This window comes from Polynucleobacter sp. MWH-Berg-3C6 (assembly GCF_018881855.1).
Classification (GTDB): domain Bacteria; phylum Pseudomonadota; class Gammaproteobacteria; order Burkholderiales; family Burkholderiaceae; genus Polynucleobacter.
Genome location: NZ_JACVPN010000001.1, coordinates 121,339 through 136,288, shown reverse-complemented (window position 1 = coordinate 136,288; position 14,950 = coordinate 121,339). Strand labels below are relative to the sequence as shown.

Sequence of the window (14,950 nt, the reverse complement as noted above, 5' to 3'; positions counted from 1 at the left end):
CTTAATATTGTTAATGTGACCAAGCAATTAAGCCAGTATATGAAGTAATCAAGACCAAAAGTCCAAAGGCAATTCGGTACCACGCAAATGGAATGAAGTTATGGTGTGCTACGTAATGAATTAACCAGCGCACACAAATAAATGCCGAAATAAACGCCGCAACAAAACCGACTACAGTCGCAAGCGCAAAATCTCCTGAGAATGCTACCGGTTCCTTCCAAAGCTTGAGTAACTCATATGCGGTAGCCCCGCCAATTACTGGAATTGCCAAGAAGAAAGAGAATTCTGTGGCAACTGCGCGCGGCAAACCAAATAACATGCCACCAATAATGGTTGCACCTGAGCGTGAGGTACCCGGTATTAATGCAGCACACTGCGCTAAACCAACCTTGAGGGCATCCAACGGTGAAAGATCGTCAACTGACTGGATATGACTCTTAGCAAAAGAGATTTTTTCTTGACGACGCTCTGCCCAGAAAATAATTAAGGCGCCGACAATAAAAGCGCTTGCTACCGGTATTGGCGAAAATAAAACTGCTTTGATGTGCTTGCCAAATATAAATGCCAAACCCATTGCCGGAACCGATGCGATTAATAAATTAAGAACAAAACGGCGGGAGTTAGCGCTACTCGTAACTGAGAATGCAACTTTGAATAGCTTGGCACGAAACTCCCAGCAGACTGCCAAAATGGCGCCGAACTGAATAATGACCTCAAAGGCCTTGCCCCGATCATCATTGAAATCAAGTAAATCCCCGACCAATATCAGATGACCGGTACTAGAGATCGGCAAAAACTCCGTTAAGCCCTCTACCACCCCCAAAATAACTGCCTTCAATAACAAAAGTAGATCCATAGGCAAATTTTATAGGCTTCAGGGAAAAGCATGGGAATTTGGCAAAATAGCTGCTTAATAGGCACTTTGGATGAATTGGCCTTAAACTTCATGGCACATTGAACAGTATCCGAATTAGATGACCCAAGCCCGTTTTCGCCGCTCCCAAATCAGCACTATTGGTTTAATCCTAAGCCAGGCGTTCGGCCTTAATTTATTGGCATTTGATGCTTTTGCCCAAAACCCGAATGGTGCGGCAAAACCGGCTTTGCCAATTCCAATGAGCGCATCCAGTCTGGTTAGTCTAGAGCAGCCGCCTCAGTTTGTCGTGCCATCGAAAGCGGCTCTACCTACTACTCCTGCACCGTCAAACGTCACGGGTAATGCAGCCAGTAACGCTCAAGGTCAATTGGTTGATTTAATCCAGCTATACCAAGAGGCTGCGTTTAGCGACCCAGTATTAAATGCAGCACGCTTTAATTACCAGGCTAGCAAAGAACTCTATTGGCAAGGCTTATCACTATTGTTGCCACAAGCCAATGCAACTCCTACTGGCACCCGTTATTACCAGCATGGAGCAAGCGCTACCAATGTATCGCCCACCTCCGGAAATTCTCGTGTATTTGATCAGAAGAGCTACACAGTCACATTAACGCAACCCGTATTTAATGTAAGCGCTCTAGAGGCATTTAAACAAGGTGATCTCAATACCAAGATTGCAGATATGCGCTTTTACTTGGCGCAACAAGATCTCATCATTCGCGTTTCTCAAGCTTACTTTGATGCACTCACGAGCCAAGATAACGTTGCGCTATATCAAAACAAAAAAGGCTTGATTAAGCAGCAGCTCGATATTGCTCAAGCAAAGTTTGATGCGGGTCTGGCAACCATTGTTGATGTTAATACTGCGCAGGCCGCCTTAGATTTGGCGAACTCACAAGAAATCGCTGCGCAAGCTGATTTGATTGTGAAGCGTGGAGTCCTAGAACAATTGGTTGGCCGACCTGTCGGGCCATTAAAACCTCTCGTGAAGGAAGCCAAAATTGATGGGGTTCTCAAAGATCCGCGCTCTAAAAGTAAAGATAGCAAGGGCAATCCTATTGCAGAATCCGTCAATCCTCAATTACCTCCCGGACAAACCATTGAGGACTGGATTAACCAAGCAGAAGCAGCAAACTTTAATGTCTTAGCCACTCAACTCACCGTTAGCCTTGCAGAAAGCACTTATCGTGCTGCACAAGCGCTCAATTATCCATCGGTCAACTTTGTAGGTAGCAGTGGCTATAACACGTCTAACGGAACGCCAAATAGCTACACGCCATCCAATACGAATGTGTATAACAACACCATCGCATTACAAATGACTATTCCACTAGTCTCTGGTGGATTTAGCAGTTCGGTCATTCGTCAAAATGCTGCACTGGTAGATCAAGCCAAAGCAAACTATGACAACGCTCGACGTACCGCAGCTCAAAATACTAAAGCTGCGTTTACTGGGTTCTATGGCGGACTAGCCAGCGTGAAGGCCTTTGAGGCTGCTGAACGCTCATCGAGCTCTGCGCTTGAGTCAAGCAAATTAGGATTCCAAGTGGGGACCTTAATCAATATTGATGTCTTGATTGCGCTGGATACTTTAATTACCACTCGATCCCAGTTACAGCAAGCACGCTACAACACTATACTAAATGCCATCAAATTAAAAGCGCATGCTGCGGCCTTAACGGATGAAGATTTAATCTCTATTAATACCTTGCTACGCTAAGCCAAGTTAACTTAAGGCAGTAAACTCATAGAGGCATCAACCACCTCTGAAGCACTCGGTGGCGCTCCAATATCACCCACGTTACAGATGTTTTTTGCCCAATAGCCTTCAGTCTTCCAGCGTGGCGAATCACAATAGATTTCCACGGTTGGCTTACCCAATACGGCAGCTAAATGTGTCAGGCCAGTATCTACTCCAATCGTGAGTGCAGTATGAGCAATCACAGAGAAGGCGTCTTCAATAGAAAATGCTGGGGGCACGAGAGCCTGCGGTATCTTCTGAGCAAGCATCTCACTGACCGCTCTTTCGGCAGGATTGCCCCAAGGTAAAACGACTTGGTAACCACGGCTTGCTAGCGCCTGCCCCAATACAATCCAGTTTTGATTTGACCAACGCTTAGCTTCTCTTGCAGTTGAATGAAAACACAATACATAGGGCTTTTTTAAACCTGCAATATTCTTTTGAGCGAATGATTTAGAAAATGATTCCGCATAGAATACTGGTGCATTGGTGCGATCAATGAGTGGCCAATCTAGTGCAGAGCACATTACCCTCCGAGAGCGATCAACTGCATGACAATCGGTTGGCACTTGTACGTTACGGTTATAAAACCATCTTGCAATCGGCTCATATCCTGAGTATTGGGTCGCATTGGCAAGCCCTGCAACGACTGCGTCTTTTGATTTTTTAGCCAATGCACAGACTAATGCTGACTTTAATAAGCCCTGCGTCTCAATCACATAGTCATATTGCACTGTCTGCAGCTGGGCTTTAAAAGAAAAAAATTGCTTCCAAGTTTCTAGTTTGAAAAGATTCTTTTTCCAGCGCCGCAATCCAAATGGAATGATGCGATCGACACCTTTAAATTCACCTTTACTCAAAAGTGGTTCTAGGAGATGCACATAGCCTTCCTCAACCACCCAATCGATGCGTGCATCTGGTAAACGCGCACGCAAATCCCAAACGATCGGCAGGTTATGCAACACGTCTCCTAGCGAGGAGAGCTTCACCAATAGGATATTTGGAGAGGAAGTGGGATTGCTGGTTGGTAAATTGCTCATAGGAGCTTAAAACTTTGGCGCTGCATCCCAAGACAAGCCAGCCGCATCTTTAGCATTCATATTCGGCGAGATTCCCGCAGGTAACGGCCACTTGATGCCGACAGTTTGATCATTCCACAAAAGGCAGGCCTCACTTTTAGGAAGGTAATAGTCTGTCGTTTTATATAAAAACTCAGCAGTCTCTGAAAGTACCAGAAAACCGTGGGCAAGTCCTGGTGGGATCCACAATTGCTTATGGTTCTCCGCGCTTAACTCCACACCAACCCATTTGCCATAAGTCGGTGAATCTTGACGAATATCAACCGCTACATCAAATACGCTTCCCGATACGACTCGCACCAATTTACCCTGAGTTTGCTCCAGTTGATAGTGCAAGCCCCGCAAAGTCCATTGACGAGAAAAAGAATGATTGTCTTGAACAAAAGAAATGTTGGACCCAATAGCATTTGCAAAATCAATAGCATTAAATGATTCAGTAAACCAGCCACGCTCATCACCGAACACCTTTGGCTCGACGACAAATACATCATGAATGTCAGTAGGAGTTAGCTGGAGCTTAGATGGATTCATTTGCCAAGTTTTTTCGCAGATAGTGAGACTGGCTGTGCCGCATTATTCAGCTCATTGAGTATTTTCTTTAAATACTGACCGTAACTATTTTTACTGAGTGTAGATGCCACCTTCAAAACGGCTTCGGCATCGATCCAACCCTGACGATATGCGATTTCTTCTGGGCAGGCGACCATTAGGCCCTGTCTCTTTTGCAAAGTAGCAATAAAACCCGCAGCATCCAATAAAGAATCATGCGTGCCAGTATCTAACCAGGCAAATCCTCGACCCATGATTTCAACGCTCAGCTCATTTTTCTCTAAATAGACTCGATTCACATCCGTAATCTCGAGTTCACCACGAGCGCTTGGTTTAATCGAACCTGCAATATCACATACTTGATTGTCGTAAAAATACAAGCCTGTAACTGCATAGTTACTTCTCGGTGTTGTGGGCTTCTCTTCGATCGAGAGCGCCTTGTAGTCTTGATCAAACTCCACTACGCCGTAACGCTCGGGATCATTGACGTGATAGGCAAATACAGTTGCACCAGTAGTTCTGTCGTTGGCGCTATTGAGCTGGTCAACTAACTCATGTCCATAAAATATGTTGTCACCTAAAACAAGCGCGCTTGGATTATTACCAACGAAATTTTTTCCTAAGGTAAATGCTTGGGCTAAACCATCTGGTGATGGCTGAACACAATACTGAATATTCAAGCCCCACTGGGAACCATCACCAAGCAACTCAGAAAAACGAGGTGTGTCATGCGGAGTAGAAATTAATAAAATGTCACGAATGCCGGCCAACATCAGAGTGCTCAATGGGTAATACACCATTGGCTTGTCGTATACAGGCATCAACTGCTTTGAAACGGCCTGAGTAACTGGATACAGACGTGTACCAGATCCGCCCGCCAAAATAATTCCCTTCCGATTTACCGCCATACATTTAACCTTTAAATAAGTCCATCTTTAGCGAGCTGAGTGACGTAACCCTGAACCTCTTGGTCCCACAAGCTATTGCAGTGCTGCAATTTTGACATATCGCCAGTCTGTTCTATGGCTAAGCGCAATTTTGCTCTATCCATACGTGAGTTAGCAGGCCTAGGAGCTGGGAGTGGATAGTCGACTGCCGGGATAGGCTTGATAGCCTCAGGACCCACTTTTAGAGCAATGCCTGCATGAATAGCAGCTTGAGTAACCAGTTTTGCCAAGTCATACCAAGTTGTTTCCCCAGCTGGAACCGCATGATAGATGCCAGAAGAAAACTTTCTCAAGTTGAGCTTTTCATCTAATACTAAATCGAGGCTAACCCGAGCTAGCCATGCAGCACTAGTAGGTACGCCATGCTGGTCATGAATCACTTTCAGCTCATCTCGCTCTTTTGCCAAGCGCAAAATTGTGCGAATAAAGTTATTACCGTCTCCATAGACCCAGCTTGTCCGAAAAATTGCATATTGCCCTTGATCAGAATTGGAAAAAACGTCTTCAATCGCTTTCTCCCCCTTGGCTTTGCTAGCTCCATAAACGCCTAATGGATTGCGAGAGTCGCTCTCAACATAAAAGCCGGCCTTGCTGCCATCAAAGACATAATCTGTGGAGTAATGCAAAAAGGTGGCGCCATGCTTCACGGCATAGCTTGCCATGATTTCTGGTGCTTTCGCATTGATATCAAATGCTACATCTCTATCAGTTTCGGCTTTATCTACGGCCGTATATGCAGAGGCATTAATCACTAGATCTGGCTTGAAGTGATCTAGATGATGAGTAATTGCTGCACCATCCAGCAGATCGCACTGCGATCGCCCAAGATACTCAATATGATGCAAACGTGAAGCACCCGTTTGATCAAGAACTTCTCGAAAGGCTTTTCCTAGCTGACCATCCTTACCAAATACGAGAATTTTCATTCGCTTATCTTTTGGAATCAGTTGTATTGCTTGTGCAACCAGTCACGATAAGAGCCGCTCACTACGCCCTTAATCCAGTCTGGGTTATCTAAATACCACTGCACTGTTTTACGGATACCTGTCTCAAAAGTCTGCGCTGGACGCCAACCTAGCTCGCGCTCAACCTTACTAGCATCAATGGCATAGCGACGATCGTGACCAGGGCGATCCTTAACAAAAGTGATTTGCTCTGCATAAGATTTTCCATCGGACCGTGGCTGCAACTCATCCAAAATACTGCAGATGGTTTTCACAACCTCTATATTGGCTTTTTCGTTCCAGCCACCGATGTTATATGTCTCACCCAGCTTACCTTTAGCCAAAACCTCGCGAATAGCTGAGCAGTGATCCCCAACATACAACCAATCTCGAATCTGTTGCCCATCACCATATATCGGCAAAGGTTTGCTATTGAGCGCATTCAAGATCACTAAGGGAATGAGTTTTTCTGGAAAGTGATAAGGGCCGTAATTATTAGAGCAATTTGTAGTTACCACTGGAAAATGATAGGTATGAAACCATGCGCGCACTAAATGATCAGATGCGGCCTTAGAAGCAGAGTAAGGACTATTAGGCTCGTAAGGATTACTTTCAGTAAAGGCAGGGTCTGTTGCGGACAATGAGCCATAAACTTCATCAGTGGAAACATGATGAAAGCGGAAGCTTTCTTTTTCAGCTTCAGCCAATGCGCCCCAGTATTCGCGAGCACACTCCAGAAGATTAAAGGTTCCCAGTACGTTTGTATCAATAAACTCAGCCGGTCCGTGAATCGAGCGATCGACGTGGCTTTCTGCTGCGAAATTAATAATGGCGCGGGGCTGATATTGCTTTAGCAATTTACCAACCAACTCTTTATCACCTATATCGCCATGGATAAAAACATGCCGTGGATCATCTTTCACAGATTCTAAATTTGCCAGATTACCGGCATAGGTCAGCTTATCGAGATTAATAATGCCCTCAGCAGCAGGATTAGCAAGCCAATCAAGAACAAAGTTACTGCCAATAAATCCAGCGCCGCCTGTTATTAAAATCATGATTCACCAATAAATGTAATACGATAAGCGTATAAATGAGGCAATTTGATGCCAAAACCCTTGATTACTCAAAATACCGAGTGCTGATATATTTTAACAAACCACTATCGACCTTCTCTATTGACCTCTAATTGTGAATCCAAATAAATATAGCCTTACATTTGCCTGCTATAACTCTGTTGAATACACCAAAATGTGTGTTGAGAGCATGTTAAAGCATGGAACTCCACTGGATAGGCTAGTGGTGGTCGATAACTGTTCTACGGATGGCACGCGCGATTATCTTTCAAGCCTCCCCTTAGGCGGGCGGATTTTTAATTCAGAAAACTTGGGATGTGGCACTGCGTGGAATCAAGGCGCCCTCGCTTTGCAAAGTGAATGGAGCATCATTATGAATAATGATGTTTTAGTTTCACCGATGTGGATTGAAAATCTCATTCATGCAGCAGAATCTAACCACCTGAAAGTGATTAGCCCCGCTCTGATTGAAGGTCCACTAGATTATGATTTTGATTCTTTTAATCTAAAAGCAGTTGCAGAAATGAAAGATGTCAATCGCTTTGGCAGCAAGCATGCAGTATGCATCGCTATCCATCGCTCTGTATGGATGGATGTTGGCTACTTTCAGCCCATCCCAAAACTGTTGGGATACGAAGATACTTTATTTTTTAATGAACTGAAGAAGTCAAATATTCAAACCGCTATTACTGGGGCATCTTGGCTTCATCACTTTGGATCGATCACCCAAACTGCGATGAAACAAGAAAGAGGGCTGTCAGAAAAAGATGGTTTAGCAAATCGCTATAACTACAAGCTACTTAATCAAAGCTGGCTTGAAAGAAAATGGGCTAAATACCAAACTAAACAGCATCAACTTCAAGCCAGTAAGGCTGAGCTTGCAGCACATGGCATGTCCGTGCATGGCCTAAGGAAAAACAATCAGTTTGTGTGGATTTAAATCAGGCCTAGCAAGCCAGTGGTGTTGGCTTCTAAGGAAAACTTATTTTTCACATACTGCTTTCCTTCCCTGGCCATTGCTTTTCCAGCGCTAGCATTGGATAACATCCAAACAATCGCTTCAGCCCACTGCTCTACGTCACCAGACTGAACGAGTAAAGCTGTTTTTTGATCTAGCAGCGTCTCCGGAATGCCTCCGATATTGCTTGCAATCGTTGGAACCTCCAAATACTGGGCTTCAATCTGGAACATCCCTAAAGGCTCAACCAACGATGGCAGTACGGCCACATCACTTACTTTGAGTAAAGGGGCAATCTTTTGCAAAATGCCTGTTAGCAAAACATTGTCCTGAAGATTCAATGCCAAGATTTCTGCCTCAAGTAGTGGCCTATCTTGCCCCTCACCGGCAATTAAATAGCGCACATTCGGAAAAAATTTCTTAACCTGCACTAAGGCTTTCAGAAGAACGCTATGGCCTTTTTCACCCCGGAGAATCGCACCATGCGAAATCACTTCACCTGGATGAGCATCTAACCAAGTCAGAACATGCGGTGGCAATGCATCAACACCATTATCTAATCCAGAAAAATCAATTCCCGGATAAAGCACTTGTATTTTTTGAGGATGAATTGATTGATTGACTAAAAATTTTTCTCTTAAGAATTGGCTTGGGGTGATTGTTTTTGAAAATAGGTAGTTATAAGCAAATGACAGTGGATAGCCATGCTGAAAAGTTTTGACACGAAGCACTGGGATCGATTTGCTACTAAACCATTTTGCAAGCTTGCCTACTAGGGCGCAAATGAGGGCATCGTGACTACCATGGCAAATCATGGCATCTGGTCCCTTACTTTTGATGATGTTCCAGATTTTTAAGAGGCTAGGAATATGGAAAGCATTCCGAAAAGGGACCTCTAGCACCGCCAGGCCCTGAGACTTTGCGCGCTCTAAGATGGCACTCCCGGGCTTCGCTAACAAGAGTGTTTGATGCCCTACATGATTCAATGAGCGCATTTGCTGGAGTGCTTGTAGCTCCTGACCGCCAATATTTTTAGATGAATCTGAAAATATGATGAACTTTGAATCAGTCATTGGGCAATAAAACTTCTGTGATTACCCGCGAAAAAGATTGTGATTTTTAGCTGAAGCTTGACAAAGCACTTGGGCTAAAAGAGTTGCGATCATCAACCCATAAAACGTACACAAATACTTTAGAGAAAGTTGCTCATTGGATAAGCCAGCGATAAATACTCCTAAGATGTAATAAAGGCCTATTCTCGAAGATAATTTTTTATCTGAACTCTGAGAATTACGATGTTGCCAAAATAAATAGAAAGGCCCAGCTAATAACAACAGATAAGCAGCAAGGCTAATAATTCCACCAGAAAGTAATTTACTCAGAATGTCGCTATGAGGACCCGTCAAAGCCATCGTATTAATGGCAGCTTCATTAGCCAAAGTATTGAGTGGACTACCCTGAAGCACTTGCATCATATTTTTCTCTTCCCCATAGCCAAATAACAAACTTTCATTGGCAAACTGAAAAGAGAATTTCCACATGCTTAATCGAGTTCCTGCAGAGGTATCTAAATTAGCCCCGCTGAACCAATTATAGATTTCAAAATAACCTCCAATAATTCGCTCGGAAAGCTTATCCGAGATGATAAATACAATTATAAAAACAGTGATGCTAGAAATGATAAACACGCTTGTCTGTAGCCACATTTTTCTCTTTTGAGCTTGATCTGCGTGAGAAATATCACCATACCTTAGCAAGATGATCAGTAAAAAGATGAATGGTGTGATAAGCCAACCACCGCGCGATCCGGCGCCAATAGAGATATATAAACCAAAGATTCCTCCGGTTACCTGGAGCACGCTAAGGACTTTAGATTTATTTTCACTCCATTGAGTCATCAGAAATGACAGTAGACCAAGAATGAAGGCCTGCGACCCCAAAGTGTTTGGGTCTACAAAATACATGGAGTACCTACCCATCCAGTGGGGATCTAAAGGGCTTGAAACTATGATAATAAAAATACAAATCAATGCCGCCGGAATCGCAATACTTAATATTTTTATGTAGGGAATATTGAGTTGTTTAAGAAATAGAAATACTACGCCTGCAAATAAAATCCGGGATGGGCCGTCAAATGCTGCGAAATGAATTGCGCCGCGAAATAACTGGGATAGAAATACCGAGACAAATAATCCTGAAAAAATTAAGAGAATGAGGAAATCCCGGGGATAATCAAATTGAATATTTTTTGTTTTGACTCGCCAAAATTGATAGACAGCCATCAGAAGTAAGGCAAATAAAGAAGCATGCACTCCATGACGCACCGTTAAGAAGGTGAGGGGAAACATGAAAATAGCCAAAATTACAAACCAATCTAGCTTGGTATAGGCACGATCTAAGTTATTTTTCATTATTATTGTAAAAATTTAGTGTAATCATCGGCCAATGAGGATTATTATTTACGAAGAATATCTCTTAAATAATTTATTTTTTGCTCCGCGAGCGCCATTTCATAGAGAATACCACTAGTACCTCAGCAGCACTTTACTTTTAATATCAAGAAGAATATGAAGACAATTTTGGTCACCGGCGGCACTGGCTATATTGGCTCGCATACGGTAGTTTCGCTCCTTGAAAATAATTACAAGGTTGTCATTCTTGACAACTTATGCAATAGCAAAATTAGCACTCTAGCTCGTATTGAAAAAATATCATCCAAGACTCCTGATTTCTATCAGGGCGATATTCGAGATGCCACTCTACTTGCGTCTATCTTTAAGAATCATCCAATCTCTGGAGTGATTCATTTTGCAGGCCTCAAAGCTGTTGGTGAATCTCAAAAAGAACCTCTGAAGTATTACGAGAACAATGTAACCGGCAGCATCACCCTTCTCAATGAGATGTTCAAAGCAAACGTGAAGACTTTTGTCTTCTCTTCATCAGCTACCGTCTATGGCGAACCCGGCAGCACCCAATACGAAGAAGGTATGAGCACCATACCGATTAATGTATACGGGCGAACCAAGTTCATGATTGAGGAAGTGTTGCGAGACTGCGCTCAAGCAAATCCGGATTTCAGCGTAGCGTGTTTACGTTACTTCAACCCGGTTGGGGCGCATCAGTCTGGGCTAATTGGAGAAAATCCCGTAGGTACACCAAACAACCTGATGCCCTATGTAGGGCAAATCGCCATGGGCAAGCTGCCGATGCTAAAAGTTTTCGGAAACGACTATCCAACCCCTGATGGAACTGGGCTAAGAGACTATATTCATGTGGACGACTTAGCTAAAGGTCACGTTCTGGCTTTAAGCTATCTAGAGAAAAACTCAGGCGCATTAACAGTTAATCTTGGCACCGGAAAGCCTTATAGCGTTTTAGAAATGATTGCCGCATTTGAAAAAGTGAGCGGAAAAAATATTCCTTATGAATTTGTGGATCGTCGATCTGGCGATTTAGCAGAGTATTATGCTAATCCAAGCCTAGCCAAAAAGTTACTATACTGGCAAGCAGAGCATGGCATCGAGCGTATGTGTGAAGATACGTGGCGTTTTTACCAACAAGTAGAGCTTTCACATTCTTAAACAATGTCGCATAGAAACCGCCTACAATAAATGCAAAAATATAAAAAGATATTAGTCGTTTGTCCTGCTGGAGCAGTAACCGGTGGTCCAGAGGCGCTACATCAACTGACTGCGCATATGAATAGCTTGGGTTTACCCGCTTATATGTGCTACTTACCATTTTCAGAAACAGCTATCCCTCCAGCGCCCTATACGCGATATAACACCCAGTCTGCCCCCTATGAGGATGTAGCTGGCAATTTAATTATTTTTCCAGAAGTAGACCCAATGCTCGCCCTGAAGGTAAAAAATGCGCAAGCAGCCTTGTGGTGGCTCTCGCTTGAAAACTTTTTAGAGCGCAGACATATTTGGTCACTCCATGATCGCGTCCGCTATCTGAAGCGAGTAATCCAAGGACGCAGGCCTTGGGGTGGCGCAAAGAATCTCAAGAGCCTTTTACATTTCTCCCAAACAGAGCATTCCACCCAGTACCTCAAATCTTGCGGAATCGAGCCAATTCCTTTAATTGATTCCATCAATGAAGACTTTCTGACCGATAAATACTTAGATCGCATTGATCACAAAGAAAATATCATTTTGTATAACCCAACAAAAGGCTGGAAGGTTACACAGCAATTAATTGCGAAGTATCCCCAGTGGCAATTTCTTCCGCTCAAGGGCCTGAATCGAGATCAACTCTCAGAAAAACTCTATAAAGCAAAACTCTATATTGACTTTGGGCACCACCCTGGTAGAGATCGCATGCCTAGAGAGGCTGCAATGCATGGCTGCTGCCTCATCACCGGTAAATTGGGCTCTGCAGGCAATGATGTTGACCTCCCTATTCCAGCGCAATATAAATTTGATAGCTCTGCGCCTGATTTTGTAGAGCAGTTTGGCAAGCTTACAAAAGATGTCATGGATCATTTTCCGCAGCATTATGCGGCACTCAATCCCTACCGGAAATGGCTACAAGATGAGCCTAGAATTTTCAAACAACAAATCGCCGATTTCTTTTGTAAATAAGTGATTAAGTTAAGTTTCTCGCTTAAAAAGTGACTTGAAAATATTCTTACGACCTAGTGTCGGAGCCTTCACTAATTGCAATGCGAAGGATTTCACGGTTCCAATGAATGACTGCATAAAACCTAGCTCCTCCAAGTAAATAGGCAGCTTGTGATGCATCGACATTGAATAAGCCAAGCGCATCAGATCCTCCGTAGAAAAAGTATTTCTACTTGTCTTAATAAAAATGGATTCATATGGATGAGCGCTCCTTCCAAAGTAAGAATGCTCAAATCCACTATCTCCCTCGCGTGATGCAGGATTTAAATCGGTAAGCACTTCACGGTAATCAATCTGATTATATTCAGGCAGCATACAGCGTAAATTCAAACCCATATCTAAAAGAAGTTGTGAGAGTCGAATTTCATAGTCTCTTACTGTTTCATCCTTATTGAGAGCTTCATTCACTTCATAAAAGCCAGCCTTGATAAGTCGCCCTAATACCTGCTGGCTTAATACATAACAAGTTGTTTGTACATGCCCGAGGAACTGATGATTTCTTTCAAGCTTTCCATATTTATCATGATACATTTTTGCAATTGAGTGCTGAGAGGGTGTAATGCTAATAGCAGCGCCAACAATACCAACATCGGCCGATATTTGATCAATAAAGAGATCAGCCCATTTTTGGGCGCAGTAGGCTGGGGCAAAGGGGCCGCGAACGGAGGAGTTCACAAAAAAATAAAAATCATATTTTTGCCATATGGATAGCTTACTAACTGCTTCACAATAGCCACCATAGTCAAAATTTTTGTTCTCAGTAAAAAGATACTGGATGTTATCCAGGGCAGGGAAATCAATTGTGTATTCACCAGCAACAATAATGAGATAACTTAGATCTGCATCATATCCAAACCTTAAGAAATGAGAAAAATTGTCGATATAAGACTTGTCTTTTTCATAGTAATGATAGATTACTAGAGTCTTTGATTCTCTAGTGATATCCCTCTTGCTCTGAGTAACCATTTTTATCACTCTTATAAAAAGCTTATTGAACTTAATCTGCTAATTTGATTGATATTTTTATCGAACTAATTCATTGTAAAATTATACGATCTCTACCACCAAGACTTCGCTTTCTCCATGACTCGTATTCTTATTATTTATCAAGCCGTACCAGTGATCACGCCTGGTCTCGTGCGGGGTTTTGAAAACGTCGGCCTGGAAGTTTCTACCTTCCTGGCCAATGAACATCATCACTGGGTGGATAAGTATGTTTTCCATGCAATTAACAAGTGGGTGCATAACCTACGCATTCTGAAAAAGGGCAAGTTTCTTTTTCAGAAACACCCATTGACTCATTGGAACTACCTGAATACGAAGCTGGTAGATTTTTACGAGAGGGTTAAGCCTGATTATGTTTTCTTTATTCATGGCATTCATTACTCTGAATTCACCATCTCTAAGATAGGTTGTCCAAAAATTGCTTGGTTAGTTGACCCCGTTCAGGATCCTCAGAAGCTGCTGCTTTTTATCAATCAGCTCGATTGGTACTTCTCTTATAGCAAGCAGGCTATTTCACTTTTAAATCAACAAGGCCGAACCAATGTCAGCTACTTGCCCCATGCAGTTGATCATCAAGAGTTTTGCTATCTGCCGGGTACTAAAAAAGTAACCGACATCGCTTTTGTTGGAAAACATAGCGTTCACCGTGAAAAATTTATCTTGGCGGCGCTAGAAGTCACAAAAAATATCAGTATCTATGGATCGCGTTGGCTTTCTCCTGCCATGTCTCATTTTTCTTTACTGCGCTCGATTAAGGGCAAAAGTTGTTACGGCACAAAATTGAATACGCTTTACAACTCCTCAAAGATTGTTTTAAGCATCATTGCGAAGCCGGAGGATTCAGGCAAGACTCAAAGTGGAATTAATATGAGGCCCTATGAAATACTTGCATCGGGGTCTCTTTTATTCTCAGATAACTATGAAGAACTACATCCTGAATTAGTCAATCATCAAAATCTCATTCTTTTTAATAACCTTGATGAGTTTAAAAGCTCACTTCAGAAAATTCTGAGCAATAATGCAGAAATCGAAGAGATTTCCGCCAAAGGCAGAGAGTTTATTCAGAACCGATTTTCATACGACGAAATGGCTAGAGTGATCTTAGAAAAGTTCCAAGAAGTCCAAGGAAAATCCTAAGCTGCTGAAGAG

Annotated in this window: 14 protein-coding genes; 5 read left to right on the top strand and 9 right to left on the bottom strand. The window is 42.9% G+C overall.

What is annotated here, in order from left to right; translation table 11 throughout:
• Positions 1-10 precede the first annotated feature (10 nt).
• Positions 11-856: an undecaprenyl-diphosphate phosphatase gene (locus ICN13_RS00670; protein WP_216138148.1), complete on the bottom strand. Its 846-nt coding sequence runs from the start codon at positions 854-856 to the stop codon at positions 11-13.
• Between the two features lie 118 nt (positions 857-974).
• Between ICN13_RS00670 and ICN13_RS00665 the strand changes: the two genes are divergently transcribed.
• On the top strand, positions 975-2,597 hold the full coding sequence (locus ICN13_RS00665) for a TolC family protein (RefSeq protein WP_216138146.1): 1,623 nt from the start codon (positions 975-977) through the stop codon (positions 2,595-2,597).
• Between the two features lie 11 nt (positions 2,598-2,608).
• On the opposite strand, the gene waaC is transcribed toward ICN13_RS00665, so the two are convergent.
• Genes waaC through rfbB form a run of 5 tightly spaced genes read right to left on the bottom strand, consistent with a single transcriptional unit; the run spans position 2,609 to position 7,195 of the window.
• Positions 2,609-3,658, bottom strand: coding sequence for a lipopolysaccharide heptosyltransferase I (gene waaC / locus ICN13_RS00660; protein WP_216138144.1), 1,050 nt, complete (start codon positions 3,656-3,658; stop codon positions 2,609-2,611).
• A gap of 6 nt (positions 3,659-3,664) precedes the next feature.
• Entirely contained in the window at positions 3,665-4,228 is a 564-nt protein-coding gene (gene rfbC / locus ICN13_RS00655) for a dTDP-4-dehydrorhamnose 3,5-epimerase (RefSeq protein WP_216138135.1), read from the bottom strand.
• Entirely contained in the window at positions 4,225-5,154 is a 930-nt protein-coding gene (gene rfbA, locus ICN13_RS00650) for a glucose-1-phosphate thymidylyltransferase RfbA (RefSeq protein ID WP_216138133.1), read from the bottom strand. Before rfbA ends, rfbC begins: the two co-directional genes overlap by 4 nt.
• Before the next feature lie 11 nt (positions 5,155-5,165).
• Positions 5,166-6,119, bottom strand: a complete 954-nt coding sequence (gene rfbD / locus ICN13_RS00645) for a dTDP-4-dehydrorhamnose reductase (RefSeq protein WP_216138131.1) — start codon at positions 6,117-6,119, stop codon at positions 5,166-5,168.
• Between the two features lie 17 nt (positions 6,120-6,136).
• Entirely contained in the window at positions 6,137-7,195 is a 1,059-nt protein-coding gene (rfbB, locus tag ICN13_RS00640; RefSeq protein ID WP_216138130.1) for a dTDP-glucose 4,6-dehydratase, read from the bottom strand.
• 133 nt (positions 7,196-7,328) lie between these two features.
• Between rfbB and ICN13_RS00635 the strand changes: the two genes are divergently transcribed.
• Positions 7,329-8,153 (top strand): glycosyltransferase, encoded by an 825-nt coding sequence (locus ICN13_RS00635; RefSeq protein WP_216138128.1) that lies wholly within the window; start codon positions 7,329-7,331, stop codon positions 8,151-8,153.
• Here the strand turns inward: ICN13_RS00635 and ICN13_RS00630 are convergent.
• Positions 8,150-9,244: a glycosyltransferase family 4 protein gene (locus tag ICN13_RS00630; RefSeq protein ID WP_216138126.1), complete on the bottom strand. Its 1,095-nt coding sequence runs from the start codon at positions 9,242-9,244 to the stop codon at positions 8,150-8,152. The two genes, ICN13_RS00635 and ICN13_RS00630, sit on opposite strands and share 4 nt — an antisense overlap.
• A gap of 21 nt (positions 9,245-9,265) precedes the next feature.
• Positions 9,266-10,582 carry an O-antigen ligase gene (locus ICN13_RS00625; protein WP_216138124.1) on the bottom strand — a complete coding sequence of 439 codons (1,317 nt, stop codon included), beginning with the start codon at positions 10,580-10,582 and terminating at the stop codon, positions 9,266-9,268.
• A gap of 156 nt (positions 10,583-10,738) precedes the next feature.
• On the opposite strand from ICN13_RS00625, the gene galE reads away from it, so the two are divergent.
• Both galE and ICN13_RS00615 read left to right on the top strand, forming a co-directional pair.
• Entirely contained in the window at positions 10,739-11,752 is a 1,014-nt protein-coding gene (gene galE / locus ICN13_RS00620; RefSeq protein WP_216138122.1) for a UDP-glucose 4-epimerase GalE, read from the top strand.
• A gap of 30 nt (positions 11,753-11,782) precedes the next feature.
• Complete coding sequence (locus tag ICN13_RS00615; protein ID WP_216138120.1) at positions 11,783-12,757, top strand: hypothetical protein; 975 nt, start codon at positions 11,783-11,785, stop codon at positions 12,755-12,757.
• A 9-nt stretch (positions 12,758-12,766) separates the two neighbouring features.
• Here ICN13_RS00615 and ICN13_RS00610 read toward each other — a convergent pair whose 3' ends face one another.
• Positions 12,767-13,762, bottom strand: a complete 996-nt coding sequence (locus ICN13_RS00610; protein ID WP_216138119.1) for a hypothetical protein — start codon at positions 13,760-13,762, stop codon at positions 12,767-12,769.
• A 117-nt stretch (positions 13,763-13,879) separates the two neighbouring features.
• Between ICN13_RS00610 and ICN13_RS00605 the strand changes: the two genes are divergently transcribed.
• The gene (locus ICN13_RS00605) at positions 13,880-14,938 is read left to right on the top strand and encodes a glycosyltransferase (RefSeq protein ID WP_216138118.1); all 1,059 of its coding nucleotides are present in this window, start codon (positions 13,880-13,882) and stop codon (positions 14,936-14,938) included.
• Positions 14,939-14,950: the final 12 nt, after the last annotated feature.

Bases quoted from the DNA above. Each gene is read 5' to 3' on its own strand.
- waaC (WP_216138144.1), bottom strand. From the start codon at position 3,658: ATGAGCAATTTACCAACCAGCAATCCCACTTCCTCTCCAAATATCCTA.
- rfbA (WP_216138133.1), bottom strand. From the start codon at position 5,154: ATGGCGGTAAATCGGAAGGGAATTATTTTGGCGGGCGGATCTGGTACA.
- rfbC (WP_216138135.1), bottom strand. From the start codon at position 4,228: ATGAATCCATCTAAGCTCCAGCTAACTCCTACTGACATTCATGATGTA.
- galE (WP_216138122.1), top strand. From the start codon at position 10,739: ATGAAGACAATTTTGGTCACCGGCGGCACTGGCTATATTGGCTCGCAT.
- ICN13_RS00605 (WP_216138118.1), top strand. From the start codon at position 13,880: ATGACTCGTATTCTTATTATTTATCAAGCCGTACCAGTGATCACGCCT.
- ICN13_RS00625 (WP_216138124.1), bottom strand. From the start codon at position 10,582: ATGAAAAATAACTTAGATCGTGCCTATACCAAGCTAGATTGGTTTGTA.
- ICN13_RS00610 (WP_216138119.1), bottom strand. From the start codon at position 13,762: ATGGTTACTCAGAGCAAGAGGGATATCACTAGAGAATCAAAGACTCTA.
- ICN13_RS00670 (WP_216138148.1), bottom strand. From the start codon at position 856: ATGGATCTACTTTTGTTATTGAAGGCAGTTATTTTGGGGGTGGTAGAG.
- ICN13_RS00665 (WP_216138146.1), top strand. From the start codon at position 975: ATGACCCAAGCCCGTTTTCGCCGCTCCCAAATCAGCACTATTGGTTTA.
- rfbD (WP_216138131.1), bottom strand. From the start codon at position 6,119: ATGAAAATTCTCGTATTTGGTAAGGATGGTCAGCTAGGAAAAGCCTTT.
- ICN13_RS00630 (WP_216138126.1), bottom strand. From the start codon at position 9,244: ATGACTGATTCAAAGTTCATCATATTTTCAGATTCATCTAAAAATATT.
- ICN13_RS00615 (WP_216138120.1), top strand. From the start codon at position 11,783: ATGCAAAAATATAAAAAGATATTAGTCGTTTGTCCTGCTGGAGCAGTA.
- rfbB (WP_216138130.1), bottom strand. From the start codon at position 7,195: ATGATTTTAATAACAGGCGGCGCTGGATTTATTGGCAGTAACTTTGTT.